The sequence below is a fragment of the Streptomyces lydicamycinicus genome, from assembly GCF_000829715.2.
Lineage (GTDB): Bacteria > Actinomycetota > Actinomycetes > Streptomycetales > Streptomycetaceae > Streptomyces > Streptomyces lydicamycinicus.
The window spans coordinates 405,463-431,952 of the sequence record NZ_BBNO01000003.1 but is presented as its reverse complement, the minus strand read 5'-3'; the positions used below and the strand labels follow the sequence as shown (position 1 = coordinate 431,952).

24 protein-coding genes are annotated in these 26,490 nt (G+C 72.3%); 16 read left to right on the top strand and 8 right to left on the bottom strand.

The genetic code is table 11. From position 1 onward, the window contains the following. Positions 1–13: 13 nt before the first annotated feature. The 4 genes from TU31_RS10820 (at position 14) to ppk2 (ending at position 3,657) form a co-directional block, all read left to right on the top strand. The gene (locus TU31_RS10820) at positions 14–895 is read left to right on the top strand and encodes a universal stress protein (protein WP_042152720.1); all 882 of its coding nucleotides are present in this window, start codon (positions 14–16) and stop codon (positions 893–895) included. A gap of 189 nt (positions 896–1,084) precedes the next feature. Then, positions 1,085–1,384 carry a dsRBD fold-containing protein gene (locus TU31_RS10815; protein ID WP_042152718.1) on the top strand — a complete coding sequence of 100 codons (300 nt, stop codon included), beginning with the start codon at positions 1,085–1,087 and terminating at the stop codon, positions 1,382–1,384. A 62-nt stretch (positions 1,385–1,446) separates the two neighbouring features. After that, entirely contained in the window at positions 1,447–2,793 is a 1,347-nt protein-coding gene (locus tag TU31_RS10810) for a nicotinate phosphoribosyltransferase (protein ID WP_042152715.1), read from the top strand. Between the two features lie 42 nt (positions 2,794–2,835). Next, entirely contained in the window at positions 2,836–3,657 is an 822-nt protein-coding gene (gene ppk2, locus TU31_RS10805; protein WP_042152713.1) for a polyphosphate kinase 2, read from the top strand. A 21-nt stretch (positions 3,658–3,678) separates the two neighbouring features. Here ppk2 and TU31_RS10800 read toward each other — a convergent pair whose 3' ends face one another. Beyond that, positions 3,679–4,554 carry a universal stress protein gene (locus TU31_RS10800; protein ID WP_078885689.1) on the bottom strand — a complete coding sequence of 292 codons (876 nt, stop codon included), beginning with the start codon at positions 4,552–4,554 and terminating at the stop codon, positions 3,679–3,681. A gap of 223 nt (positions 4,555–4,777) precedes the next feature. Between TU31_RS10800 and TU31_RS10795 the strand changes: the two genes are divergently transcribed. Beyond that, complete coding sequence (locus TU31_RS10795) at positions 4,778–6,499, top strand: sensor histidine kinase (protein WP_042152707.1); 1,722 nt, start codon at positions 4,778–4,780, stop codon at positions 6,497–6,499. Between the two features lie 12 nt (positions 6,500–6,511). Here TU31_RS10795 and TU31_RS10790 read toward each other — a convergent pair whose 3' ends face one another. Continuing rightward, entirely contained in the window at positions 6,512–7,219 is a 708-nt protein-coding gene (locus TU31_RS10790; protein WP_042153741.1) for a response regulator, read from the bottom strand. A gap of 197 nt (positions 7,220–7,416) precedes the next feature. Here TU31_RS10790 and TU31_RS10785 point away from each other — a divergent pair, with 197 nt between their 5' ends. From TU31_RS10785 to TU31_RS10770, 4 genes are all read left to right on the top strand, one after another. Further along, positions 7,417–7,992, top strand: coding sequence for an Rv1733c family protein (locus TU31_RS10785; protein WP_042152704.1), 576 nt, complete (start codon positions 7,417–7,419; stop codon positions 7,990–7,992). A gap of 108 nt (positions 7,993–8,100) precedes the next feature. After that, positions 8,101–8,865 (top strand): HAD family hydrolase, encoded by a 765-nt coding sequence (locus tag TU31_RS10780; protein WP_042152702.1) that lies wholly within the window; start codon positions 8,101–8,103, stop codon positions 8,863–8,865. Continuing rightward, positions 8,862–11,264: a glycoside hydrolase family 65 protein gene (locus TU31_RS10775; protein ID WP_042152700.1), complete on the top strand. Its 2,403-nt coding sequence runs from the start codon at positions 8,862–8,864 to the stop codon at positions 11,262–11,264. The genes TU31_RS10780 and TU31_RS10775 overlap by 4 nt, the downstream gene beginning before the upstream one ends. A gap of 115 nt (positions 11,265–11,379) precedes the next feature. Further along, entirely contained in the window at positions 11,380–11,790 is a 411-nt protein-coding gene (locus TU31_RS10770) for an STAS domain-containing protein (RefSeq protein WP_063770789.1), read from the top strand. Here TU31_RS10770 and TU31_RS10765 read toward each other — a convergent pair. Continuing rightward, the gene (locus TU31_RS10765) at positions 11,762–14,089 is read right to left on the bottom strand and encodes a collagenase (RefSeq protein ID WP_042152697.1); all 2,328 of its coding nucleotides are present in this window, start codon (positions 14,087–14,089) and stop codon (positions 11,762–11,764) included. The genes TU31_RS10770 and TU31_RS10765 overlap by 29 nt on opposite strands. Before the next feature lie 141 nt (positions 14,090–14,230). Here TU31_RS10765 and TU31_RS10760 point away from each other — a divergent pair, with 141 nt between their 5' ends. Then, on the top strand, positions 14,231–15,607 hold the full coding sequence (locus tag TU31_RS10760; RefSeq protein WP_042152695.1) for an aminopeptidase P family protein: 1,377 nt from the start codon (positions 14,231–14,233) through the stop codon (positions 15,605–15,607). Positions 15,608–15,656: 49 nt separating this feature from the next. Here TU31_RS10760 and TU31_RS10755 read toward each other — a convergent pair whose 3' ends face one another. Continuing rightward, a complete protein-coding gene (locus TU31_RS10755) occupies positions 15,657–16,370 on the bottom strand; it encodes a GntR family transcriptional regulator (RefSeq protein WP_042152692.1) in 714 nt (237 codons plus the stop codon). Positions 16,371–16,540: 170 nt separating this feature from the next. On the opposite strand from TU31_RS10755, the gene TU31_RS10750 reads away from it, so the two are divergent. Together TU31_RS10750 and TU31_RS10745 are read left to right on the top strand one after the other, a co-directional pair. Beyond that, positions 16,541–17,332, top strand: coding sequence for a uracil-DNA glycosylase (locus tag TU31_RS10750; protein WP_042152691.1), 792 nt, complete (start codon positions 16,541–16,543; stop codon positions 17,330–17,332). Positions 17,333–17,540: 208 nt separating this feature from the next. Continuing rightward, entirely contained in the window at positions 17,541–18,971 is a 1,431-nt protein-coding gene (locus tag TU31_RS10745) for an MFS transporter (protein WP_052718881.1), read from the top strand. A gap of 86 nt (positions 18,972–19,057) precedes the next feature. Here TU31_RS10745 and TU31_RS10740 read toward each other — a convergent pair whose 3' ends face one another. After that, positions 19,058–19,975, bottom strand: coding sequence for an SDR family oxidoreductase (locus TU31_RS10740; RefSeq protein ID WP_042152688.1), 918 nt, complete (start codon positions 19,973–19,975; stop codon positions 19,058–19,060). Then, positions 19,972–20,805, bottom strand: a complete 834-nt coding sequence (locus TU31_RS10735; protein WP_042152685.1) for an SDR family oxidoreductase — start codon at positions 20,803–20,805, stop codon at positions 19,972–19,974. Before TU31_RS10735 ends, TU31_RS10740 begins: the two co-directional genes overlap by 4 nt. Before the next feature lie 82 nt (positions 20,806–20,887). On the opposite strand from TU31_RS10735, the gene TU31_RS10730 reads away from it, so the two are divergent. The 4 genes from TU31_RS10730 to TU31_RS10715 are packed head-to-tail and all read left to right on the top strand — an operon-like array spanning position 20,888 to position 24,323. Continuing rightward, the gene (locus TU31_RS10730; RefSeq protein WP_042152682.1) at positions 20,888–21,661 is read left to right on the top strand and encodes an enoyl-CoA hydratase family protein; all 774 of its coding nucleotides are present in this window, start codon (positions 20,888–20,890) and stop codon (positions 21,659–21,661) included. A gap of 3 nt (positions 21,662–21,664) precedes the next feature. Next, positions 21,665–22,504 (top strand): CoA transferase subunit A, encoded by an 840-nt coding sequence (locus TU31_RS10725; protein WP_042152680.1) that lies wholly within the window; start codon positions 21,665–21,667, stop codon positions 22,502–22,504. Continuing rightward, positions 22,501–23,250: a CoA-transferase subunit beta gene (locus TU31_RS10720; RefSeq protein ID WP_042152677.1), complete on the top strand. Its 750-nt coding sequence runs from the start codon at positions 22,501–22,503 to the stop codon at positions 23,248–23,250. Before TU31_RS10725 ends, TU31_RS10720 begins: the two co-directional genes overlap by 4 nt. A gap of 14 nt (positions 23,251–23,264) precedes the next feature. After that, a complete protein-coding gene (locus TU31_RS10715) occupies positions 23,265–24,323 on the top strand; it encodes an NAD(P)H-dependent flavin oxidoreductase (RefSeq protein ID WP_370682727.1) in 1,059 nt (352 codons plus the stop codon). Positions 24,324–24,404: 81 nt separating this feature from the next. Here TU31_RS10715 and TU31_RS10710 read toward each other — a convergent pair whose 3' ends face one another. Both TU31_RS10710 and TU31_RS10705 read right to left on the bottom strand, forming a co-directional pair. After that, on the bottom strand, positions 24,405–25,562 hold the full coding sequence (locus tag TU31_RS10710) for an acetyl-CoA C-acetyltransferase (protein WP_042152670.1): 1,158 nt from the start codon (positions 25,560–25,562) through the stop codon (positions 24,405–24,407). A gap of 131 nt (positions 25,563–25,693) precedes the next feature. Then, a complete protein-coding gene (locus tag TU31_RS10705; protein WP_042152666.1) occupies positions 25,694–26,476 on the bottom strand; it encodes an SDR family oxidoreductase in 783 nt (260 codons plus the stop codon). Positions 26,477–26,490 lie beyond the last annotated feature (14 nt).

The following is a 26,490-nucleotide window of genomic DNA, read 5'->3' as shown; positions in this document are numbered from 1 at the left end:
AACGGAGCGAGCCATGAAGGATGTCATCACCGCCGGTGTGGACGGTACGCCCGAGTCCTTGTCCGCGATCCGGTGGGCGGCCGAGGAAGCCCGGCTGCGTCGTGCGCGGCTGCGGCTGCTGCACGCCTGGGTGCTGCTCGCGCCGGAGCCCGCGTCCCACCCCGAGGCCGGCCAGGGCCAGAACTACTGGACCCACCGGATGATGGACGAGGCCGCCACGACGGCCCGCGCGCGCTTCCCGGACCTTCCGGTGGACGAGGTGCTGGTTGCCAAGAACCCACTGGACGCCCTGCACGAAGCCGCGGAACAGTCGGATCTGCTGGTCCTCGGCTCCCGGGATCTGGGCCCGATAGCACGCTATGGGCTCGGTGAGCTCGGGCTGCAACTGGTGGCGCACACCGAATGCCCCACCGTCCTGGTACGCGCCCGGCAGGACTCCACGGCGAACGAGGGAGCCGGCGAGGTGATGGTGGCGCTGAGCCTCCATGAGCCGTGCGAGGCGCTCCTCGCCTTCGCCTTCGCCAGCGCCGCACGACGGGGCGTCACCCTGCGCGCCATCCATGGCCGGCACCTTCCCTCGTACGCCTACAACCGCGGGGGCGGTGTGGAGCCGATCGCCGCCGAGCAGGCGGCGCAGGACGCGCGGGAGGATCTCGCCGCCGCCCTGGAGGCCTGGCGCGAGAAGTTCCCGGAGGTGCGGGTGGACGACCGGGTGGTGATGGAGAGTCCGGCGCCGGCGCTGCTGCACAGTGCCGCGGACGCGGGGCTGCTCGTCGTCGGCCGCCGGCACCGGGACCGGCACCGGCACCGGTTGCCGGGGCCCAAGATCGGCCATGTCGTGCAGGCGGTCGTCCACCACGCTCCGTGTCCGGTGGCCGTGGTGCCCCATGAATGACCGCACGGCAGCGGGCGCCACGGTCCGTGACGGCCCAGGGGCCGTGCCAGGACGCGCCGCGGCAGAAGGCGGATGATGACGGTAAGGGCTCATCCAGCGGATTCAGCCGCCGACGGCCCGGCGGCTCCGGTCGTGTGTCCGGGTCTCGTCCTCCGGTGGCAGCCCTCGGCAAGGAAGCGGAGGCAAACCATGGCAAAGACAGTCGAGTGGCCCGTCCGTCTCTACCTCTTCGAGGAGGACGGGACGACCAAGGCGCGTGTGGAGCTCCGTACCGGAACCACCACCCTCACCGGGCACGGCAGGGCCCGGTGCAGCCCCGAGGACCGGGACGTACCGGAGATCGGCGACGAGATCGCGGCCGGGCGTGCGGTGAAGGACCTCGCCGGGCAGCTGCTGCGGGTGGCCGACAGCGACCTCGAAGGTATCGGTGCCGCACCGCCCCGGCGTGAGCGTCGGGTCGCCTACGGCTGGACGGACGCCATGGCGTGAGCCCGGTGCGGGCGGCGGCACCGGGCAGGCGGTGGCCTCGCCGTCCGTGGAAGGAGTCGGCCATGTCGGATGCGACGACCACCGATCTGTACGAAGTCACCATGGCCCTCTCGTATCTCCACGAGGGCATGACGCAACCGGCGACCTTCAGCTGCTTTGTGCGGGCGCTGCCGCCGGAGCGGGGCTTCCTGATCGCCGCGGGGGCCGAAACGGTCCTCGATTTCCTGGCCGGTTTCACGGTCGGGCACGAGGATGTCGAGGTGTTCGCCGAGGCGTTGCAGCGGCCCACACGCGACCTGGCCCCGCTCCTGGGCATGCGGTTCACCGGCGAGGTCCGGGCGGTGCCGGAGGGGCGGGTGGTGCTGGCGGGTGAGCCGCTGCTGGAGATCACCGCGCCGCTGCCGCAGGCGCAGCTGGTGGAGTCCTTCGTGCTCAACCACCTCACGCATCAGACGGCCATCGCCTCCAAGTGCATCCGCTGTGTGCTCGCCGCACGGGGCCGCCCCGTCGTGGACTTCTCGCTGCGGCGCACCCACGGCACCGCCGCCGCCCTCCAGGTGGCCCGGCTCGGCGCCATGACCGGTTTCGCGGGCACCAGCAATGTGGCGGCCGCGCATGCCGAGGATCTGCCGGCCGTCGGCACGATGGCGCACTCGTACATCGAGGCGTTCGAGGACGAGGAGGCGGCGTTCACCGCGTTCGCGCTCTGTCACCCCGGGCCGGTGACCTTTCTGGTGGACACCTACGACACCGAGTCGGGTGTCGCGGCGGCGGCCCGGGTGCTCAACGGGCTGGGCCGCGGTGACGGTTCGGCCATCCGGCTGGACAGCGGTGACCTGGCGGAACTGGCCGTACGGGCCCGCTCGATCCTGAACAACGCGGGGCTGCCGCAGGTGCGGATCATCGCCAGCGGCGGACTGGACGAGTGCTCCGTGCACGACCTGGTACGGGCGGGCGCGCCGATCGATGTCTACGCCGTGGGCACCCGCGTCGGGGTGAGCGCCGACGCGCCCTCCCTGGACTCGGCGTACAAGCTCGTCGCCTACGACGGCCGGCCCGTGATGAAGCTGTCGTCGGCGAAGATGACCGCCCCGGGGCGTAAGCAGGTCTTCCGCCGGCCCGGGTGCCACGATGTGATCGGCCTGGCCGACGAGCCGCTCCCGGCGGGCAGTACACCGCTGCTGGAGACGCTGATGCGCGACGGCGTGCGCAGCGCCCCCCGTGGCCGGCTGCCGGACGCCCGGCGGCGGGTCGTGGCGGATGTCGCGGAGCTGCCCGCGACGGCCCGGTACATCCGGTCGCCGCACGCGGTGCGGCCGCGGATGTCGAAGCGGCTCTCCGCCCTGACCGACCGGGTCCGGCGGCGGATCGAGCGCGAGGTCCTGGCCCCGTTCGGCTCGCACAACTGAGGCCGGGAGGCCCGCCGGGGCTTTTCTCCGTACCGTCGTCCTATGGCGGAGAAACAGGGCGGCAACGGCCCCCGGAAGCTGCCGCGGTCGCTGTACGAGCGGGAGCTGTACCGGCTCCAGACGGAGCTGGTCAAGCTCCAGGAGTGGGTACGGACCGAGGGCGCCCGGCTGGTGGTGGTCTTCGAAGGGCGCGACGCGGCCGGCAAGGGAAGCACGATCAAGCGCGTCACCGAGTACCTCAACCCCCGGGTGGCGCGGATCGTCGCACTGCCCCGGCCCACCGAGCGCGAGCGCACCCAGTGGTACTTCCAGCGCTATACGGAGCACCTTCCCGCGGCGGGCGAGATGGTGCTGTTCGACCGCAGCTGGTACAACCGGGCCGGGGTCGAGCGGGTCATGGGATTCTGCACGCCGGCCGAGCACCAGCGGTTTCTGCGGCAGTGCCCGGTCTTCGAGCGGATGCTGGTGGAGGACGGGATCCTGCTGCGCAAATACTGGTTCTCGGTGAGTGACGAGGTGCAGGAGCAGCGGTTCCGGCGCCGGCTGAAGGACCCGACGCGGCGCTGGAAGCTCTCCCCCATGGACCTTGAGTCGCTGACCCGCTGGGAGGAGTACTCGCGGGCGAAGGACGACATGTTCGTCCACACGGATATCGCGGAGTCACCGTGGTTCGTCGTCGAGAGCGATGACAAACGCCGGGCCCGGCTGAACATGATCGCCCATCTGCTGTCGACGGTGCCCTATCGCGACATCACCCCGCCGTCGCTGGAACTCCCGCCGCGGCCGTCCGCCACCGGCTATCAGCGGCCGCCCCGGGACCTACAGACCTACGTTCCCGATCACGCGGCCGGGCTGGAGCAGTGACGACGGGGCCGCGGTCCCGTTTCAGGCCTGCTGCGGCACCACGGCCACGGGGCAGGTGGCGTGGCAGAGCGCGGTGTGCGCCACCCGCCCGAGCTGGAGGCCGAAGTGGCCCTGGCGGTGCTGTGCTCCGGTCACCAGCAGATCCGCTGCGGCCGTACGGTGCACCAGGACCTTGTGGGCCGGCCCCTCGACGGTGACCCGCCGCACCCGCACCGCCGGAAACGCCCTGGCCACCTCGTCCAGCGCCGCGTCCAGCAGCGCCGAGGCCTGCTTCTCGTGGTAGCGCCGGGCGTCCGCGGCGAGCAGCGGGGCCTCGGTCGCGTCACGTATCGGGAGGGGCCAGGCGCATACCGCCTCCAGCGTGCACTGGCGGGCCGCCGCCTCGTGGAAGGCGAAGCGGACGGCCGCCGTTTCCCTGGCCGGGTCGGCAACGCCGAGGAGGATACGGCCGTGTGTGCCCGCCAGTCCGGCCACGTCCCCCCGCACCACGATGACCGGGCACCGGGCGCGGGCCGACACCGCCAGGCTGACCGAGCCCATCAGCAGCCCGGCGATCTCGCCACGCCCCCGGGAGCCCAGGATCAGCGCCGTGGCATGGAGCCCCTCGTTCAGCAGGGCGGTGACCGCGTCGGTGGCGAGCACCTCGCCCGAGACCTTGACGTCCGGCTGCCGGCGGTGGGCGACGTCCGCGGCGGAGGCGACGACGGACTCGGCGAGTACCTGCTCGCTGGGCCGTTCCCCGCCGTCCGGCGGTACCTCGCCCTCGAAACGCTCCCATCGGGAGGCGTAGACGACCCGCAGCGGCAGGCCGTGGCGCGCCGCTTCGTCCGCCGCCCAGTCGAGCGCCCGGGATGCGGAATCCGATCCATCGGTGCCCACGACCAGCGGATGCTCCATCGCCCCCACCTCCTTCCTCGCATCGGCGCGGACATGTCCCTACTGCCACCGTCGCACCGGGTCCGGGGTGCGTGCAGGTCCGGACGGACACCGGGCGGTGGCGGCCCGGTCCTCCGTGGCGCGGCGGCGGGCCCGCGCCGCCGCGCCAAGCCCCGCAAGGTCACCGCGGCTACGGTGGAAGTACGGCCCCGCACGCGTGAGGGGCCCTCCAGCGGAGGCCAAGGTGGGCGACCACGGAAACGGCCGGCGCGATACCGCCCGGCGTCGGCTCGATGCGCTGCCGGACGAGCTGCAACAGCGCCTCGACGCACTGCGGCAGGGTCCCGGCGAGCCGGTGAATCTGCTGCTGGAAGCCGTTCTGTCGGTGGGCCGGGGGCTGGATCTGCCGCAGGTGCTGCGCCGCATCGTGGAAGCGGCGGTGATGGTCGTGGACGCCGAGTACGGGGCGCTGGGCGTGGTCTCGGAGGGCACCCGGCTCTCCCAGTTCCTGCCGGTGGGGGTCACCGACGCACAGCAGCAGGCGATCGGCCGGCTGCCCGCGGGACACGGCATCCTGGGTGAGCTCATCCGTCACCCCCGGCCGCTGCGGCTCCCGGAGCTGTCCGAGCACCCGTCGTCGTACGGCTTTCCGCCGCACCACCCGCCCATGCACTCCTTCCTCGGGGTGCCCATCCGGGTCGGCGACGAGGTGTTCGGGAACCTCTACCTCACCGAGAAGCGGGGCGGCGGCGAGTTCGACGCCGAGGACGAGACCGTGCTCTCGACGCTCGCGGTGGCGGCGGGAGTCGCCATCGAGAACGCGCGGCTGTACGAGGAGGCGCGCTACCGGCAGCGGTGGCAGGAGGCCAACGGTGAGATCGTCGCCAGGCTGCTGCTGCCGGGGACGGACGAGATGGCGGCCCTGGGGCTGATCGTGGACAAGGCGCGGGAGATTCTCACCGCGGATCTCGGTGTGATCGCGTTCCCCGAGCAGGACGGCAGGGCGCTGCATGTCGCCCTGGCATCCGGGGTCGACGCCGAGGCGCACCGCGGGCTGGTCCTCCCCCGGCAGGGGTCGTTCATGGGGGCGGCGCTCGACGCACGGGAGCCGATGATCAGCACCCATGTCGAGCAGGATCCACGGATCACCGCGGGGCCGCCGCGGTGGATGGGGCTGGGGCCTGCGGTCGCCGTGCCGATGATCACCGGTGGCCGGCCCCGTGGTGTGCTGCTGGTGGCGCGGGTGCTGGAGCGGCCCCCGTTCACCGAGCTGGAGACCGGCCCGCTGCTGACCTTCGCGGGGCAGGCCGCCCTCGCCATGGAACTGGCCGACCAGCGCCGGTCCGCCGAGCAGCTCACCCTCCTTCAGGACCGCGACCGGATCGCCCGTGATCTGCACGATCTGGCGATCCAGCGGCTTTTCGCGACGGGGATGACGCTCCAGAGCGCGGTCCGTTTCGTGGATCATCCGGAGGCGCGCGAGCGACTGCTGCGCGCGGTGGACGATCTGGACGAGACGATCAAGATCATTAGGTCCACCATCTTCGGGCTGCGCGCCCATACGCCGGGCCGGGCCGGCCACGGGCTGCGGGCCCGCACCGTCACGGTGGTCGAACAGGCCGCCCGCGCCCTGGGGTTCACCCCGTCGCTCCGGATGCAGGGCCTCATCGACACCGATGTGCCGGCCGAGCTCGCGGAACATGTGGTGGCGGTGCTGGGCGAGGCGCTGAGCAATGCCGCGCGGCATGCGCACGCCACCACGGTCGAGGTCTCGCTGGCCGTCGGCGGCGGTGCGCTGAGCCTGAGCGTCACGGACAACGGGGTGGGGATGCCGCGCGACGGGCGGCGGAGCGGGCTGAGCAATCTCGCCAAGCGGGCGGCGAGCGTGGGTGGCGAGATGACGCTGGCGGCACCGGCGCAGGGTGGCACCCTCCTGCTGTGGCAGGCGCCGCTCCCGTCGGCCTGAGCCGCTCCCGGGTCAGAGGCGGTAGGGCCCGGTGTCCCCGGCGGCCGGCGGCGGTCCTTGGGCGGCGAGGACGGCCGCCTGGATACGGCGTTCCACACCGAGTTTGGCCAGCAGCCGCGAGATGTGGTTCTTGACCGTCTTCTCGGAGAGGTAGAGCCGCTGCCCGATCTGACGGTTCGTCAACCCTGTGCCGATCAGCCCGAGGATCTCCCGCTCCCGCGGTGACAGCCCGGACAGCGCGTCCGCCGCGGGCGCCTCGTCGGTGTCCACGCCGCGCAGGCTGTTCATCAGCCGCGCGGTGGTCGCCGGGTCCAGCATCGAGCGGCCGGCCGCGACCGTACGCACGGCGGCGACCAGGTCGGATCCCTTGATCTCCTTGAGGACGTAGCCCGCCGCGCCCGCCATGATCGCATCCAGCAGCGCCTCGTCGTCGTCGAACGAGGTGAGCATCAGACAGCCGAGTCCGGGCAGCCGTGACCGCAACTCCCGGCAGACGCTGATCCCGTCACCGTCCGGCAGCCGCACATCGAGCACGGCGACATCCGGGTCGAGGGCCGGACCACGGGCCAGCGCCCGCTCGGCGGTGCCCGCGTCCCCGACCACCTCGATATCGGGTTCCGCGTCGAGCAGGTCCTGCACACCACGGCGCACCACTTCGTGGTCGTCGAGCAGGAACACCCGGATCGGCCGCTGCGGTGAGAACTCGCGTACGTCGCCCATGGCGTCCTCCACGCTCTCCTCGTCCGGTGCGGCGGTGCTTCTCATCGTCGTCCTGCCACGGTGCCCACACCAGGGCCGAACGGGGCCGCCGCCCCCGCCGGGCCGACCCCGACCGGCCCCCCGCGAGGGCCGTTCGGCCCCTCCTGCCGGCTTCGCGCCGCGTGCGACGGTCGGGCCACAGGCGCAGGGGGTGCGTGATGGCTCGCAGCGAGTTCCTCCGGCCGTGGCGGCACAGCCCGCTCCGGCGGCGTTCGGACGTGGCGGAGGCCTGGCTGGTTCTGGTGACCGCCGTGCTGATCGCCCTGGGCGCACCGGCCGCCGGACTGGCCGCCGCGCAGGCGGTGGACGCCGGAACCGGCCAGGAACGGCAGGGCCGGCAGACCGTATCGGCCGTACTGACCGAGAACCCGCCGTCCCGGATCGGGGTGGATGTCTCCGGCGGCGTCGGCACGCGGGTCCATGCCACGGTGCGCTGGACGGCCGCCGACGGCTCGGCCCGGACGGGCGTCACGACGGTGTCGCCGGAGCTGCGGGCCGGTGACCGCACCACCGCCTGGCTCGACCGCCACGGGGCGCTGGTACGCGACCCGGTCTCCCCCAGGGAGGCGACGGGCGAGAGCATCGCCGTCGGCACCGTGGCCGGCACCTCGGCCGGGCTGCTGCTCCTCGGCGCCCAGCGCACCGGCCGCGCCCTGCTGAACCGCCACCGCTACGCCCAGTGGGAGCGGGAGTGGGCGGCGGAGGACCCCCGCTGGGGGCAGCGGGCGACGTGACACGGCGGGCTGCCACCGGGGCCGGTCCGGCGCGGGGCTCCGTGCGGCGCGCCCATGGACCGCAGCCGTGGTGCCATGGAAGGGACACCGACGAACGGAACCGTCACCATGACCGGCGCGCCGTCCCTGGCAGCGTGCCTGCACTCCCTGCGGGCCGTCATCTTCGACACCGACGGGGTCATCACCGACTCCGCCGCGGTACACGCCGCGGCCTGGAAGGGCGCCTTCGACGCCTGCCTCGCGGCCGTGGGCGGGCAGCGCCCCTTCGACCCGGTGGACGACTATCTGCGCCATGTCGACGGCCGGTCCCGGCAGGACGGCGCGGCCGCCTTCCTGCGCTCCCGGGGCCTTGACCTGCCGCCCGGCGACCCGGACGACGCGCCGGGCACGGACACCGTCGGCGCCGTCGCGGCCCGCAAGGAAGAGCTGTTCAGCGAACGCCTGCGGAACCACCCCGTCGCCCCCTTCCCCGGCACCGTGCGGCTGCTGGAGGAGCTGCGGCGCCAAGGGGTGCCGTGTGCCGCCGTCTCGGCCTCGCGCCATGCGACCGAGCTGCTGTCCGCGGCCGGGGTGCGTCCGCTCTTCGGGGCAGTAGTGGACGGCAACGAGGCGAACCGGCTGCAACTGCCGGGGAAACCGGACCCGGCGCTCTTCGTGGAGGCGGCCCGGCGGCTCGGGGTCCCGCCCGCGGACACCGCCGTGGTGGAGGACGCCCTGGCCGGGGTCGAGGCCGGCCGCCGCGGCGGATTCGGCCTGGTGGTGGGCGTGGACCGGACGGCCGGCCCGTACAGCGCGACCGCCCTGCGCCGCCGCGGCGCCGATGTGGTCGTGGCCGACCCCGGCGAGCTGCTGACGTCGGGAGAGGACGGATGACCCACGCCTGGACCTGGTCGTACGAGGGGTACGACCCGGAGACGGAGCGGCTGCGGGAAACCCTGTGCACCCTCGGCAACGGCTACTTCGCCACCCGCGGCGCGGCGTCCGAGGTGCTCGCCGGGCCCGTGCACTATCCGGGCACCTATGCCGCCGGCTGCTACAACCGGCTCCTCTCCACCGTGGCGGGCCGCTCCGTCGAGAACGAGGACATGGTCAACCTCCCCAACTGGCTCCCGCTGCGCTACCGGATCTGCCCCGCCGACGCGGCCCCCGGCCCCTGGCTCTCCCCCGACCACCCGTATCTGACGGAGCACCGGCAGACGCTGGACCTGCGGCACGGCACCCTGACCCGTTGGTCGGTCTACGAGGACGAGGCGGGACGGCGGCTGACCGTGGAGCAGTGCCGCCTGGTGCACATGGGCGAGCCTCATCTGGCCGCGCTGCGCACCTGTTTCGCGTCCGACGGGTGGACGGGCGCGGTGGAGGTGGAGTCCGGGATCGACGGTGCGGTCCGCAATGCCGGCGTGGCGCGCTACCGCGGTCTGGCGGACCAGCATCTGACGGGCTGGGAGACCGGCGCCGAGCAGCCGGACGCGGTGTGGCTGAGCTGCCGCACCCTCGACTCGGACATCCGTATCGCGCTGGCCGCCCGGACCCGGGTCCCGGCCGGCCACAACGGGGTGGCCCGACCGCAGCTGTCCGCACTGCGGGCGTTCCACACCCTGGTGGTGCCGCTCGTCCCCGGCTCCCCCGCGGTCGTCGACAAAACGGTGGCGCTGTACACCTCCCGCGACCCGGCGATCGAGAGCCCGCGGCACACGGCCGTGGACGCGGTGGCCCTCGCCCCGCACTTCCGGCAGCTGCGCGCCGCCCACCGCCGCGCCTGGGAGAACCTGTGGCGGCAGGCCAAGCTGGAGGTCCCCGGAGAGTCGGGCCGGATCCTGCGGCTGCATCTCTTCCATGTGCTCCAGACCCTCTCGCCGCACACCGCCGAGCTGGATGTCGGGGTGCCCGCCCGGGGCCTGCACGGCGAGGCGTATCGCGGGCATGTCTTCTGGGACGAGCTGTTCGTCCTGCCGTTCCTGAACCTGCACCTCCCGCAGGTCTCCCGGGCCCTGCTCGACTACCGCTACCGGCGGCTGCCGGCGGCCTGTCACGCGGCGCGGGAGGCGGGCCGTACCGGGGCGATGTACCCGTGGCAGAGCGCGGGCGACGGCCGCGAGGAGACCCAGCAGCTCCATCTCAATCCGCGCTCGGGGCGTTGGCTGCCCGATCACTCCCGGCTCCAGCACCACGTCGGGTCGGCGATCGCGTACAACGTGTGGCAGTACGGCCAGGCCAGCGGCGACACCGAGTTCCTGCACACCAGGGGTGCCGAGATGCTGCTGGAGATCGCCCGCTTCTGGTCCGCGGCCGCGGACTGGGACGCCTCCCTGGGCCGCTATCGCATCCGTGGGGTGGTCGGTCCCGACGAGTACCACGACGGCTATCCGGACGCCGCCGAACCGGGGGTGGACGACAACGCCTACACCAATGTCACGGCGGCCTGGGTGCTGATGCGCGCGCTCGACCTGTGCCGCACGCTGCCCGAGCCCCATCAGCGGCAGCTCTTCGAACAGCTCCAGCTCGCCCCGGAGGAGCCCGAGCGCTGGGAGGACGTCGCACACCGGCTCCATGTGCCCTACCACCGCGGGGTGATCAGCCAGTTCGCCGGGTACGGGGAGCTCGCCGAGCTCGACTGGCACGGATACCGGCAGCGCTACGGCGACATCCGCCGGCTGGACCGGATCCTGGAGGCGGAGGGCGACACGGTCAACCGCTACCAGGCCTCCAAACAGGCCGATGTCCTGATGCTGGGCTATCTCTTCGCACCGTCGGAGCTCGCCTCGGTGTTCCGCAGGCTCGGCTACCCCCTCGACGAGGAGACCTGGCACGCCACGGTCGACTACTACCTGCACCGCACGAGTCACGGTTCGACGCTCAGCGCCCTGGTCCATGCCTGGGTCCTGGCCCGGGTACACCGGCCGGACGCCTGGACGTACTGCGAGGAGGCGCTGACCGGGGACGTGGCGGACGTCCAGGGCGGGACCACGGCGGAGGGCATCCACCTGGGCGCGATGGCCGGCACCCTGGACTTCGTCCAGCGCGGGATGACCGGGCTGGAAACCCGTGACCAGGCACTCTGGCTCGATCCGGCGCCGCTGCGCGAGCTCTCCAAGTTCGGGGTGCGCATCCGCTACCGACGTCACTGGGACATCGATCTGCGCATCCGTGCCGAGCAGGTACGGATCGCGGTACCGGCCTCCGAGAACGCCGCGGTACGGGTGAACCTGCGCGACCGCTCGTTCAGCCTGGTGCCCGGTACGTCCCGGCGGCTGGACCTGCCCGGGGACTGAGGGGGCCGAAGGGCCCTATCGGTCATGGCCCGCCCGGCCCTCCTGCCCGGCGTGCTTGCCGCCTTTCATGGTGACAGCGGCCCGGAGGCCGGAATCGTGCGGACAGGTGAGAACCATGCGGCAGTCGACGACACCTAGGCGCGAGCGCCCCACGGGCGCGCCGATCGTCGTCACACTCTTCGGAGAACTGGACTACCCGAGCGCGGCGCGCACCAACAGGCGTCTCGACCCGGTGACGGCCGGGGACCGTCCGCACATGATCCTGGATCTGAGCCGGGTGGACTTCCTCGACTGCGGCGGTATCGGGGTGCTGTGCCGCGCCCGCCGCCGCGCCCGCGCGCACGGCGGCCGGCTCTCCCTGGTGATCACCGACCCCCGCTTCCTGCGCACGCTGGACGCCGTCGGTCTCACCGGCAGCTTCGACATCCTCGGTGCCGCTCCGGACACGGCCCGTCCGGTGGACGACGGGCCGTGCCCCCCTGGAGGTGGCGGGTCGATCACCTCCGCAGCGGCCCCTCGCAGCTGAAGTCCGCGGTGCCGGCCTTGCCCGAGGACCAGATCTCGGTGGGGCCGAAGGAGCAGTTCATATCGGCGAAGTTGTTCGCCGCGGGCTCGGCACGGTCGAGGATGAAGTAGTCGACGGTTTCGGCCATGTCCTTGAAGACCTGGTCGGGACTTCCGGAGTTGCTGAGGTTGGCGGTGATCCGGCCGGTGCAGATGAACCGGCCGTAGGCCGGGTCGCCGCCGTCCTTGCAGATGGGCCGGGCGGCGGTGGCGGCGGTGAAGGCGCTCTGGACGTCGGCGGGGCGGGACAGTTTCAGGGAGCCGTTGGGGACGAAGACCGTCTTCGGTACGAAGAGGTCGTCGACGATGGCGATCTGGGCGTTGAGGAAGGCGTCGTACTGCTGCTGGAGCCCCGGATCGGACCCCATGCGGTTGCGCCAGGAGTCGAACGCGGCCGGATCGTCGGCGCGCAGATGGCGGTACATCTCCTGGAGCTTCCCCGGGTGGTCGCGCCACAGGAACTCGAAGAACGTCCCGGCGTAGTTGTAGAAGCGGAAGCCGTCGCCGTCGTAGGTCGCGTGGAGCAGCTGGTTGATGCTCATCCGCGGTCCGCCGCCCGCCGTGTCCGCGATGATGCCCTTGACGAGGGACCGGCGTACGGCGATCCCGTCGTCACGGGTCGAGCCGTCGAAGAATTCGGCGCTGCCCTCGTCCATGGCGGTGGTGCGGTCGCCCTGGTACCAGGGGCCTTCGCCGAAGAAGCCGGGGACGGCGAAGCGGCCGTTGAGGTAGTGGACGTACTCGTGCCGGAAGAGTTCTTCGAGGGTGAGGGTGGAGTCCTGGGGGACGCGGCGCTGGTAGGTGTAGAAGGTGGCGCCGCGCTCGATGTAGACCCCGCCGTTGTTGGTGCCCATGCCGGTGAGCAGCGGGTGGTAGATCTCGTAGTCGGCGCGCGAGGCGTACAGCACGATGTTCAGGGTGGTGTTGGGGTCGCCGGCGAGCGGCTCCGTGGTGCCGACCACCCGGTGGAACTGCGCCCTGACCTGCTTGGACGCATAGTAGAGCTGGTCGACGGTGGCACGGTCGAGGGCGGTGCGGACCTTGATGGCGCCGTTGTCGTAGGAGTAGGTGCGCGGGAAGATCCGCTTTTCGATGTCCGCCTTGCACACCTTGTACGGGGCACAGGCCCCGAAGTAGTTGAGCCAACTGGCGATCTTGGCCCAGGGCTCGCTGCCCTCCCCGTAGTTCCGCACGGTGGTGGGGAGCAGCACGCCCAGGTCGGTGATGATGCCGGGCTTGAGCGAGGCGATCTCACCGAAGCGGCCGTACTCGCTCAGGGCGTCGCGGACGACCCAGGCGTTGGGTGTGCCCTTGAGGTGGGTGTACCCGACGAAGCCCTTGAAGACGGCGCGGTAGCCGGGGTCGGCGGTGACCGCGGCCTGGAAGGCGGTGTCCTGGTTGCCGGGGTAGACGCCCAGGTAGTTGACGGAGAGCGCGGCGAGGGCGGCGTTCCCCCATGCCGGGTCCTTGTGGGTGGCGGTGTGGGACGGGTCCATGGTCGCCAGGACCTTGCGGATCAGACCGAGTTGATGCTGCCGCAGCCCGGGAGCGCTGGCGGCGTACAGGGCCTCGCGCAGAGTGTCGGCGTTGGTCCGGGTGACGTCGAAGGTACGGGCCGCGGCGGCGAAGGCGTCGACCGCACGGCGGATGGCGTCGACGGTGGGGCCGTCGGTGATGTCGATCTCGTCGTGCGAGAAGTCCTGGTAGGCCACCGCGTGCAGATAGGTGAACATCTCGTACAGATGGCTGGAGTTCTTCCCGTCGTGGGCGGCGGCCAGCCCGGTGATGCGACGGGCCACGGCCTGGACATGGGCGTCCGACATGACGGGGATGAGCCGGGCGTCCCACGTCCACACGAGCTTGCGCAGACAGTCGTCGGCGGTGACGGCCGGGTCGGCGAGGAAGTCCGCGAACCGTTCGGGACTGAGCCCCGTGATGCCGTCGAGGGTGCAGGGGGCGACGGCGGGTCTGGAGCCGGGTGACCCGGCGGCGGGTCTGGTCTGCGGGCCCGGTATCCGGCCCCGCTCGGTGAGCGAGCGGGGTGCCGGCGCCGGGGACGGGCTCAACTTCGGTGTTCTGGCGAGGCGTTGGGCATGGTCGAAGGGGTTGGGGGTGGGCGCGGCGGCCCGCTGTGCGAGCTGCTGTGCGGGGGTGGCCGGCGCGTGCGGCGCGGCCTGGGCCGACTGGACGACCGGCAGGGCGAGGGCCGTGACGAGTGTCGCGGCCAGCAGAATCCTGCGCGGCGTGGGCGAATGTGACACCTGAACCTCCGGGAGGGGGTGGGGGGTTGTGTGGGGGGTGGGGGGTGTGGGCCTTCACTCAACGAGGTGTGACCTATAACATAGTAATGTGAAATTGCACTGACAAGGCTTCAGAACCCACCTTTCCCGGAGGCGTCGACAATGACCTCGCGCACCGCCCAACTCCACACCGGAAGCCATGACTTGCCGGTCTCGGACGCCCTCGCCGACTACATGACCGGCCAATGGGCCGCCACCCCGCTCCCCGCCGGCTCCCGTGTCCCCGGCTTCGCGCTCTTCGCGGGCCGCCGGTCCCGGCTCGCCGCCCGCTTCCCCGGCGAGCGACTCCTCGTCCCCGCAGGCGAGTTGAGGGTGCGATCCCATGACTGCGATCACCGCTTCCGGCCGCACAGCGCCTACGCCTGGCTGACCGGACTGACCGGCGAGGACCAGCCGGGACATGTACTGGTGCTGGAGCCGGACGGCGAGGCGGTGCTGTACATACGCCCGCGCTCACCGCGGGACGGCGGCGGGGAGTTCTACCGGGACCGCAAATACGGGGAGTTCTGGGTGGGGCGACGCCCCGATCTCGCCGAGGCCGCGCGACTCACCGGCATCCGCTGCGCCCATCTGGACGACCTGGTACGCCACCCGGCCGACCGGGACGCCTCCCGCGATCCCGAACTGGCCTGTGTGCTCAGCGAGTTGCGGCTGGTGAAGGACGCCTGGGAAGTCGGGCAGCTTCAGCAGGCCGTCGATCACACCGTCACCGGCTTCGAGGACGTCGTACGGGCCCTCCCCGCCGCGCTGCGCCATCCGCGCGGGGAACGCTGGATCGAGGGGGTCTTCCAGCTGCGCGCCCGCGCCGAGGGCAACGGCACCGGGTACGAGACCATCGCCGCCGCCGGCGCCCACGCCTGTGTGCTCCACTGGATCCGCAACGACGGTCCGCTCGACCCGGACCAGTTGCTGCTGCTCGACGCGGGCGTGGAGACCGACTCGCTCTACACCGCCGACCTCACCCGTACCCTGCCGCTGTCCGGGCGTTTCTCCCCGGTCCAACGCCGGGTGTACGAGCTGGTGCTCGCCGCGCAGGACGCGGGCATCGCCGCCCTCAAGCCGGGGGCGAGCTTCCGCGACTTCCACCGGGCCTGTACGACCGTCCTGGCCGAGGGCCTGGCCGACTGGGGTGTGCTGCCCGTTCCGGCGGCGGAGGCGCTCGCCCCCGACAGCGGTCTGTACCGGCGTTACACGCTGTGCAGTTCGGGACATATGCTCGGGCTCGATGTACACGATTGCGGCCGGGCCCGCGCGGAACAATATCTGGACGGTGTGCTGACGGAGGGACAGGTCCTCACGGTCGAACCGGGGCTCTACCTCCAGCCCGATGACGAGACCCTGCCACGCGAACTGCGCGGTATCGGTATCCGCATCGAGGACGATCTGGTGATCACGGCGGACGGGGCACGGCTGATGTCCTCGGCGCTGCCGCGTACCGCCGACGGCGTGGAGGAGTGGATGGCCGGACTCCTCGCCTGAGGGCCTGAACCGGCGGGGCCTGAGCCTGAGGGGCCTGAGCCGGCGGCCCTCAGGCCCGGCGCACGCCCGGCAGATGGAGCCGCGGCACCAGCGGCTCGTCCCCGTCCCCGGCCCACAGCGAGCGGACATGACCGAGGTGGCGGGCCATACAGGACTCGGCCGCCTCGGCATCGCCCGTCAGCATCACATCGAGCAGCTCCCCGTGCTCCTCGGCGGAGGGCAGCAGCTGATCGCGCTCGTCGAGCCGGGTGAGGCCGTAGAGCCGGGAGCGCTTGCGCAGATCGCCGACGGTCTCGACGAGGCGGTCATTGCCGCCGAGGCCGAGCAGTTCGAGGTGGAAGCGGCGGTCGGCCTCCAGATAGCCGATGAGGTCATGCGCACGGGCCGCCGCGACGATCTCCAGCGCGGCCGGGCGGAGGGCCTCCAGCTCGGCGCGGCCGGCGGTGCGGGTGACCAGGCCGACGACCGGCACCTCGATCAGTGCCCGGATCTCGGTGTACTGGTCGAGGTCGCGCTCGCTCACCTCGGTGATCCGGAAGCCCTTGTTGCGGACCGGTTCGACCAGCCCCTCCCGGGCCAGGTCGAGCATCGCCTCGCGCACCGGGGTGGCGGAGACCCCGAAGTCCGCGGCGAGACCCGGGGCCGAGTAGACCGATCCCGGGCGGAGTTCTCCCGCCACAAGGGCCGCGCGCAGCTGATGGGCGACCTGATCACGGAGCCGCTCCTGAGCGGTGATCAGGCTGCGATGCTTGAGTTCACCCATCGTGCTCCTCCGAGTTGCCGCGAAGTGCCAGCGTACAATGTCACGTTGCGACAATTGCCTGATGGCGGCGATCCACGGCGCCTTCGCCGCGCACGTGGTGACGCCGTGCCGCCGGGGCAGTCGTGTCGCGAGACACCGAGTGCGGGTCTCGCGTCCTCTAGCGTGGGGGGATGGAGAAATCCGGGGCGGAGGGATCACCGCCGGGCACGGACGAGACCGGCTTTCCCGCCTATCACGCGGGGCGCTGCGGCGGGCTCGCCGAGCTGGACGCTGAGCTGGTCCGCTGCCGGGCCTGCCCCCGTCTGGTGGCCTGGCGCGAGGAGACCGCCGCACAGCCGCGCGCGGCGTTCCGGGGCCAGGAGTACTGGGCCCGCCCCGTCCCGGGGTTCGGGCCGTCGGACGCGGCGCTGGCCATCGTCGGACTGGCGCCGGCCGCACACGGCGGCAATCGCACCGGCCGGATGTTCACCGGGGACGCCTCCGGCGACTTCCTGTTCGCCGCACTGCACGCGGTCGGCCTCGCCTCCCGGCCCACCGCGACGGACCGGGACGACGGACTGGAGCTGTACGGGGTACGGGTCACCGCGCCGGTGCACTGCGCTCCGCCGGAGAACCGGCCGACGCCCGCAGAGCGCCGTACCTGCCGGCCGTGGCTGTCGGCGGAGCTGCGACTCCTCAGCCCGAGCCTGCGCGCGGTGGTGGCCCTGGGCGCCTTCGGCTGGCAGGCGCTGCTGCCCGTACTCGGCGAAACGGGGTGGCCCCTCCCCCGGCCCCGCCCGGCGTTCGGCCACGGGGTGCGGCTGACCCTGCCCGCCACCGGGCAGCGGCAGGAACTCCAGGTGTTCGGGAGCTACCACCCCAGCCAGCGCAATACGTTCACCGGCCGGCTCACCTCCGACATGCTCATCGAGCTGCTCGCCCATGCCGCCGACGCCGCCGGCCTGACACCGCCCGCGGGCTGACTCCCGAGGCCCGCCAGGCCTTCACCGAGCAGGCCCGGCGCCACTCCGCCGCCGTGCGGCCCCCGCCCCCGACTTCTATCCTTGGAGCAGGCTGCACGGACCGGTGGGCAGTGCGCCCGGAGGGGCGTGGGGAACTGCGCGACCCGCCACGACGCAGCCGCTGACGCATGACGGCTCGGCACTTTCCGCGGAACGCAGAGGAGTGCGCGTGGCGAATGAGGTCGAGGAGTCCGCATCGGTCGGCTCCTTCTCGCGTCAGGACCGGGCAGTGATCGCCGCTGCCGCGCTGTCCATGCTCATCGTGCAGATGGACTGGTTCGCGCTCGATCTGATGCTGCCGGTCATCGCCCGGGACTTCGGGACCTCATCGACCGACCTCCAGTGGCTGATCAGTGGATACATGCTGGCCATCGGCGCGTTGATGATCGTCGGCGGCCGGACCGCCGATGTGCACGGACGACGGCGGGTCATCGTGATCGGCCTGATCGTGTTCGCCGTCATGTCCGTGGTGTGCAGCGCCGCACAGAACGCCCCCTGGCTCGTGGGCGCGCGCGTCGTGCAGGGGACCGGTGCGGCGCTGATCTTCCCGGTGTCCGTGGCGGTGGTGACCAGTTACTTCCGGGACGCGCGGCAGGGGCCCGCGGTCGGTACGGTGCTCGCGTTCAGTTCCATCGGTACCGCGCTCGGGCCGTTCGTGGGTGGTGTCTTCGCCGAACACGTCAGCTGGCGGGCGGTGTTCCTGCTGAATGTGCCGGTGTGCCTGGCCGCCACGCTGCTGGTGCTGCGCTTTGTCCCCGAGAGCCGCGACGAGCACGCGACCCGCCGTCTCGACCTGCCCGGCGCGGCGACCGTCGCCCTCGGTCTGGCGTGTCTGATGCTCGCCGTCGACCAGGGGCCGGGCTGGGGGTGGGCCTCCGCACCCACACTGGTCACCTTCGCGCTGGGGGTGGCCTTCCTCGTGCTGTTCGTGGCGGTGGAGCGGCGGGCGCCGGAACCGCTGATCGAGCTGTCGCTGTTCCGCAATGTGAAGTTCGATGTGATCACCCTCGCGGGCTCGCTGTCGAATGTGGTCTATTGCCTGATCGCGGTGCTGTCGGCCCTCTATCTCCAGCAGGCGCGGGGGCTGTCACCGGCCCATGCGGGGGTGATCTTCCTGGCCCTCTCCTGTGGCGTCGGAGCGGCGAGTTATCGGGCCGGTCACCTGGCCCTGCGCTGGCGTGCCGAGACCCTGATGGCCTGCGGCATGCTCACCAGCGGTGCCGGGTTGCTGGCGCTGACCTGGGTGCGGCCCTTGGGCTGGTACGCGGTGGTCTTCGTGATCTGCGGGGTGGGCATCGGACTGGGGTGGGCGCTGACGAATGTGGCGACCCAGGCGCACGTCCCCGCGGAGCGGACGGGCGCGGCGTCGGGTCTGGTGCTGACGTCGCTGGTGCTGTTCGGTGCGGTGAGCGTGACGATCGCGGCGACGGTACTGGAGGCCGTCAGCGGCTCCCCCACCACCGCGGCCGCCGACGGCCCCGCCATCGAGGCCGTTCTGCGCGGCACGTCCGTACTGGCCTTCCTCGGCGCCTTCGGACTGTTCGCGATCTGCCGGCCACGGCTGCGGGCGCGAAGCGTGGCAGCGGAGGACACCACCTGACAGGTCGTCAGTAGCGGCGGCGGGCGCGGCAGCGCCTGCGGCAGGCCCGTGGGCCGGCCGCCGGGCCTGCGGACGCGCCGGCCCCTTCACCGTGCGCCGTAAACCGGCCGCGGCGTCTCGGCATCGGCCAGCAGTTTGCGGGCGGTCTCGCCCGCCTCGGCGGGGGTCCAGCGGCTGCCCTTGTCCGCGGTGGGGCCCGGGCGCCAGCCCTCCATCACGGTGATCCGGCCCGCCTCGGCCTCGAAGACCCGGCCGGTGACCCCGGCGCTGCCGGCGGACGCCAGCCAGACCACCAGCGGGGAGACATTCTCCGGGGCCATCGCGTCGAACTCCCCGTCGGCGGGCGCCGCCATCGTCGCGGCGAAGGTCCGCTCGGTCATCCGGGTACGGGCGGCCGGTGCGATGGCGTTGATCTGTACGCCGTAGCGGGCCATCTCGGCGGCGGCGACGAGGGTGAGGCCGATGATGCCGGCCTTGGCGGCGGAGTAGTTGCCCTGGCCGACGCTGCCGAGCAGCCCGGCGCCCGAACCGGTGTTGATGATCCGGGCGTCGGGCGTACGGCCGGCCTTGGCTTCGGCGCGCCAGTGTGCGGCGGCCTGCCGCAGCGGCAGGAAGTGGCCCTTGAGATGGACCCGCATGACGGCGTCCCAGTCGCCCTCGTCGAGGTTGACGAGCATCCGGTCGCGCAGGAACCCGGCGTTGTTGATGAGGGCGTCGAGGCGGCCGAAGGTGTCCAGGGCGGTGGTGACGAGCGAGGCGGCGCCGTCGGTGGTGGTGATGTCGCCGGTGTGGGCGACGGCCCGGCCGCCGTGTGCGCGGATCTCGTCGGCGACCTGCTGGGCCGGTCCGGCCGAGGCACCGCCTCCGTCGGGAGCCACCCCGAGGTCGTTCACCACGACGTCGGCTCCTTCCGCGGCGAGGGCCAGGGCATGGGCGCGGCCCAGACCGCGGCCCGCTCCGGTGACGACGGCGACACGTCCCGCGCAGATTCCGTTACCGGTCATCGCACATCTCCTGTTCCGTCATGGCGGATCTCCTCGGGGACTTCGGGCGAGGTGGGGTGGTTGACGGTGGCGGCGTCGAGGAAGGCGGGGCGCTCACCGCCGCCGTGCATGAGCAGGCTCGCGCCGGTCAGATACGCGGCACGGTCGGAGGCGAGGAAGACGCAGGCGTCGCCGATCTCGGCGGGTTCGGCGAGCCGGCCGAGCGGGACGGTGGCGCCGACGGCGGCGATGCCGGCCTCGTCTCCGTAGTGCAGAGCGGCGAGTTCGGTGCGCACCATGCCGAGGACGAGGGTGTTGACCCGGACCCTGGGAGCCCATTCGACGGCCATGGAGCGGGCCAGGTGGTCCAGGCCGGCCTTGGCCGCGCCGTAGGCGGCGGTGCCGGGCGAGGGCCGGGTGCCGCTGACGCTGCCGATCATGATGACCGAACCGCCGCCCGGCCGGTCGCGCAGCACCTCGTACGCCGCGAGCGAGGCGGTCAGCGGCGCGAGGAGGTTCAGTTCGACGACCCGGGTGTGCCGCTCGGCGGCGGTCTGCCCGAGCAGCCGGTACGGCGTGCCCCCGGCGTTGTTGACCAGGCAGTCCAGCCCGCCGTGCGCCGCCGCGACCTGTGGGAAGAAGGCCCGGACGGCGGCCGGGTCGCGCAGGTCGAGGGGGCGGAAGTGTGCGGTGCGGCCGGCCGCGGTGACGGGGGTGTCCGGTGGCCGGCGGGCACAGACCACGACCTCCGCACCGGCCTGAAGGAACGCCCGGGCGATGCCTGCGCCGACGCCCCGGGTGCCGCCGGTGACGACGGCCACCCGGCCGCTCAGATCGAGGGTCAGGCTCATTCGGCACCCCTCCCGCAGCGCGCGATCCGCTGCTAGCTTCGCTACCTAACAAACGCTTGGTGGAAAGGTAGCTGATCGCCTCATGGGTGTCTCCACCTCCACACCGGACAAGGGCATCGCCGTCATCACCGTCGACTTCCCTCCGGTCAACGCCCTTCCCGTACAGGGCTGGTACGACCTCGCCGACGCGGTGCGCGCGGCCGGCCACGACCCCGGCATCCGCTGTGTCGTCCTGACGGCCACGGGCCGCGGCTTCAATGCGGGCGTCGACATCAAGGAGATGCAGCGGGACACCGCGGCCGGCGGCCATGGCGTCCTGATCGGCGCCAACCACGGCTGTGCCGAGGCCTTTTCGGCGGTGTACGCCTGCGAGGTGCCCGTGGTCGCGGCGGTGCACGGTTTCTGTCTGGGCGGTGGCATCGGCCTGGTCGGCAACGCGGACGCCATCGTGGCGAGCGAGGACGCCACCTTCGGGCTGCCGGAGCTGGACCGCGGGGCGCTCGGTGCGGCCACCCATCTGGCCCGGCTGGTCCCCCAGCATCTGATGCGCGCGCTCTACTACACCTCACGCACCGCCACCGCCGCCGAACTGCATGCGCACGGCTCGGTCTGGAAGGTCGTCCCACGCGCCGAACTGCCGCTCGCCGCACGGGACTTGGCGCGGGAGATCGCACGGAAGGACGGCAGTCTCCTGCGTCTCGCCAAGGCCGCCCTCAACGGCATCGACCCCGTCGACGTGCGGCGCAGTTACCGCTTCGAGCAGGGCTTCACCTTCGAGGCGAACCTCAGCGGGGTCGCCGACCGCGTCCGCGACACCTTCGGTACGCCGCACGGCGCACCGGACAGGGAGGGCTGAGCGATGACCGACAAGACCATGACGCCCGAGGACGTCGTCGGCCGGCTGCACAGCGGAATGACCCTCGGCATCGGCGGCTGGGGGTCGCGCCGTAAGCCGATGGCGCTGGTGCGGGCGCTGCTCCGCTCCGACATCACCGATCTCACCGTGATCTCGTACGGCGGTCCCGATGTCGGCCTGCTCGCCGCCGCGGGCCGGATCCGCAAGCTGGTCGCGGCGTTCGCGACGCTGGACTCGATCCCGCTCGAACCGCACTTCCGCGCGGCCCGGCAGCGTGGGGCGTTCGAGCTGATGGAGATCGATGAGGCGATGTTCATGTGGGGCCTGCACGCGGCCGCCAACCGGCTGCCGTTCCTGCCCGTACGGGCCGGTCTCGGTTCGGATGTGATGCGTGTCAACCCGGGCCTGCGTACCGTCACTTCACCGTACGAGGACGGCGAGACCCTGGTCGCCGTGCCGGCCCTGCGCATGGACGCCGCGCTGGTCCATCTGAACCGGGCCGACCGCCTCGGCAACGGCCAGTACCTGGGCCCCGACCCGTACTTCGACGATCTGTTCTGCGAGGCCGCGGACCGCGCGTATCTCTCCTGCGAGCGGCTCGTGGACGACTTCGCCGGCGCGGCCCCGCAGACCCTGCTGGTGAACCGGCACTCGGTCACCGGGGTCGTCGAGGCCCCCCACGGCGCGCACTTCACCTCCTGTGTGCCGGACTACGGCCGTGACGAGGCCTTCCAGAAGCTGTACGCGACCACGCCCTGGCCGGAGTTCGCCGAGCGGTTCCTGGGCGGGGACGAGAAGAGCTACCAGTCCGCGGTCGAGACCTGGCACGAGGAGCAGACGTGAGCCGGACCATCACCACGACGACCCGCGCCGAGTACTGCGTGATCGCCTGCGCCGACGCCTGGCGCGACAACGGCGAGGTGCTCGCCAGCCCCATGGGTCTGATCCCGTCGATCGGGGCCCGGCTCGCCAAGCACACCTTCTCGCCCGATCTGCTGCTCACCGACGGCGAGGCGACGCTCGTGGGACTCGACGGGGCGCCCGAGGGCTGGCTGCCGTACCGCCGGCATCTGACCATGGTCACCGGCGGCAGACGCCATGTGATGATGGGCGCGAGCCAGCTCGACCGCTTCGGCAACCAGAACATCTCCTGCATCGGCGACTGGCAGCAGCCCGCCCGCCAGCTCCTCGGGGTACGCGGCGCGCCCGTCAACACCCTCAACAATCCGGTGAGTTACTGGGTGCCGAAGCACTCACGGCGGGTCTTCGTCGAGAAGGTCGACATGATCAGCGGGGTCGGTTACGACAGCGCGGCCGCCGCCGGCCCGTCCGCGACCCGCTACCACCGCATTCCGCGGGTGGTCTCCGACCTCGCCGTCCTGGACTTCGAGACCCCGGACCGGACCATGCGGCTCACCTCCGTCCATCCCGGGGTGACGGCCGAGGAGGTCCAGGCGGCCACCGGGTTCCCGCTCGCCCGGCCCCCCGAGGTGCCGTGCACCCGGGAGCCCACCGTCGCGGAACTGCGGCTGATCCGTACGGTCCTCGACCCGGACGGGCTGCGCGACCGCGAGGTGCCGCCGGCATGACGGCCACTACGGGCATCGAGACCCCGCTGACCCGGCTCGTCGGCGTGCGCCACCCGCTGGTGCAGACCGGCATGGGGTGGGTGGCCGGGCCCCGGCTGGTCTCCGCCGCGGCCAACGCGGGCGCCCTGGGCATCCTCGCCTCGGCCACCATGACCGTCGAGCAGCTGCGGGCGGCGGTCCGCGAGGTCAAGTCCCGTACGGACGCGCCGTTCGGGGTCAATCTGCGGGCGGACGCGGGGGATGCGGCGGAGCGGGTGCGGCTCGTCGTGGCGGAGGGCGTACGGGTCGCCTCGTTCGCCCTGGCCCCCTCCAGTGAGCTGATCGCCCGGCTCAAGGACGCGGGGGTCGTCGTCATCCCGTCCGTCGGGGCCCGCCGCCATGCCGAGAAGGTCGCGGCCTGGGGCGCGGACGCGGTCATTGTCCAGGGCGGGGAGGGCGGCGGGCACACCGGAAACGTCGCCACGACCGTACTGCTCCCGCAGGTCGTGGACGCCGTCGATATCCCGGTGATCGCCGCGGGCGGCTTCTTCGACGGCCGCGGCCTGGTCGCTGCGCTGGCCTACGGTGCGGCCGGTGTCGCGATGGGCACCCGCTTTCTGCTGACGTCCGACAGCACCGTGCCGCCCGCCGTCCAGGCCCGCTATCTGGCGGCGGCCGTCAAGGACATCACCGTCACCACGAAGGTGGACGGGCTGCCGCACCGGATGCTGCGCAGCGAGCTGGTCGAGGCGCTGGAGCGGTCCGGGCGCGCCACCGCGCTGCTCCGGGCGGTGCGCCATGCCGCGTCGTTCCGGAAGCTGTCCGGTCTGAGCTGGGCTCAGATGGTCCGCGACGGCCTGGCGATGAGACATGGCAGGGACCTCTCCTGGAGCCAGGTCCTGCTCGCGGCCAACACCCCCATGCTGCTCAAGGCGTCGATGGTCGAGGGGCGCACCGATCTCGGGGTGATGGCCTCCGGCCAGGTCGCCGGGCTGATCGAGGATCTGCCGTCGTGCGCGGAGCTCGTCGACCGGATCATGGCCGAGGCGCGCCGGACACTGGCCGGGCTGCCGCCGCCGGACCCGCCGCGCTGAGCGGCCCGCTGCCGCCGGGACCGGCCGGAGCTTCCGGCCGGCCCGCGGCAGGGTGGGTGAAGACCTCGTTCCGCGGGGCCGTCAGAGCCGCTCGATGATCGTGACATTGGCCTGGCCGCCGCCCTCGCACATGGTCTGTAGTCCGAACCGGCCGCCGGTGCGCTCCAGTTCGTGCAGCAGCGTCGTCATCAGCCGGACGCCGGTCGCGCCGAGCGGATGGCCGAGTGCGATGGCGCCGCCGTTGACATTGACCCGCTCCGGATCGGCGCCGGTCTCCTTCAGCCAGGCCAGCACCACGGGCGCGAACGCCTCGTTGATCTCCACCAGGTCGATGTCGCCGATGGACATCCCGGTCTTCTTCAGCGCGTACGCCGTCGCCGGGATCGGTGCGGACAGCATCCGGATCGGGTCCTCGCCGCGCACCGACAGATGGTGGATGCGGGCGCGCGGGGTGAGACCGTGGCCGGCCACCGCCCGCTCGGAGGCCAGGAGCATGGCGGCCGCGCCGTCGGAGACCTGCGAGGAGACCGCCGCGGTCAGCCGGCCGCCCTCGACGACCGGCGGCAGCCCGGCCATCTTCTCCAGCGAGGTGGTACGCCGTGGCCCCTCGTCAGTGGTGACGTCCCCGTAGGCGACGAGCTCACGGTCGAAACGGCCCTCGTCGATGGCGCGGACGGCCCGCCGGTGCGAACGGAGCGCGAACTCCTCCATCTCCTCACGGGAGATCTGCCACTTGGCGGCGATGAGTTCGGCGCCGTGGAACTGGTTGACGGGCGCCGCGCCGTAGCGGGCCCGCCAGCCCTCCGAGCCGGCGAACGGTCCGTCGGTCAGTCCCAGCGGGGCGGCGGCCTGGCGGCTGGCGAAGGCGATCGGGATCTGCGACATGTTCTGTACGCCGCCCGCGACCACCAGGTCCTGGGTGCCGGAGAGGACACCCTGGGCCGCGAAATGGACGGCCTGCTGGGACGAGCCACACTGGCGGTCCACCGTCACGCCCGGCACCTCCTCGGGCAGCCCGGCGGCCAGCCAGCACGTCCGGGCGATGTCCCCGGCCTGCGGTCCCACCGTGTCCAGACAGCCGAAGACCACGTCCTCGACGGCCGCGGGGTCGGCGCCGGTGCGTGCCATCAGCGCCGTCAGTACATGGGCGCCCAGATCGGCGGGGTGGACGGCGGAGAGCCCGCCGCCCTTCTTGCCGACCGGGGTGCGGACCGCGTCAACGATGTATGCCTCGGGCATGGTGGTCTCCCTGGTCAGATTCTGCGGAGGTGCCGGTCGGTTCCGCAAGGCGGTGCCGCCGGCGGATGCGGGCGGCGAACTCCTGGAGGCCGTTCGGCGGGCCCGGGCAGTGCCGGTCCGGCCACTGCGGCTCACGCATGCTGGGAGCTGACGGACACCGTTTCGCCGGTCATGTACGAGGCGTAGTCGCCGGCCAGGAAGACGATGACATTGGCGACCTCCCAGGGTTCGGCATGGCGGCCGAACGCCTCACGCTCGGTGAGCTCCGCGAGCAGCTCGGGGGTGGTCACCTTCACCAGATGCGGGTGCAGGGCGAGGCTGGGCGAGACCGCGTTGACGCGGACGCCGTACGCGGCGGCCTCCACGGCGGCGCACCGGGTCAGCGCCATGACCCCGGCCTTGGCCGCGGCGTAGTGCGCCTGGCCGCGCTGGGCGCGCCAGCCGACGACGGAGGCATTGTTGACGATCACTCCGCCCTCGCCGGCAGCCTTCATCCGGCGCAGCGCGGCCCGGGTGCAGCGGAAGGTGCCGTTCAGCGTCACATCGAGCACCTTGCCCCACTGCTCGTCGGTCATCTCGACGAGATCGGCGGTACCGCCGAGCCCGGCGTTGTTGACCACGATGTCGAGCCGCCCGTGCTGCTCTTCCGCCAGCTCCAGCAGGGCATTGACCTGGCCCTCGTCGGTGACATCGCAGGGCAGCGCGGCCACTTTCCCCGCCCCGAACTCCGCGGCGAGCGCCGCGGCGCTCTCCTTCAGCCGGCGCTCATGGGCGTCACCGATGACGATGCGGGCGCCTTCCTCCAGGAACCTGCGGGCGGTGGCGCCACCGATGCCGGCTCCGGCGGCCGCGGTGATGACGGCGGTCCGGCCGTCGAGCAGATGGTGGCCGGGCACGTACGGGGGCGGTGTCATACGCGAGCCTCCAG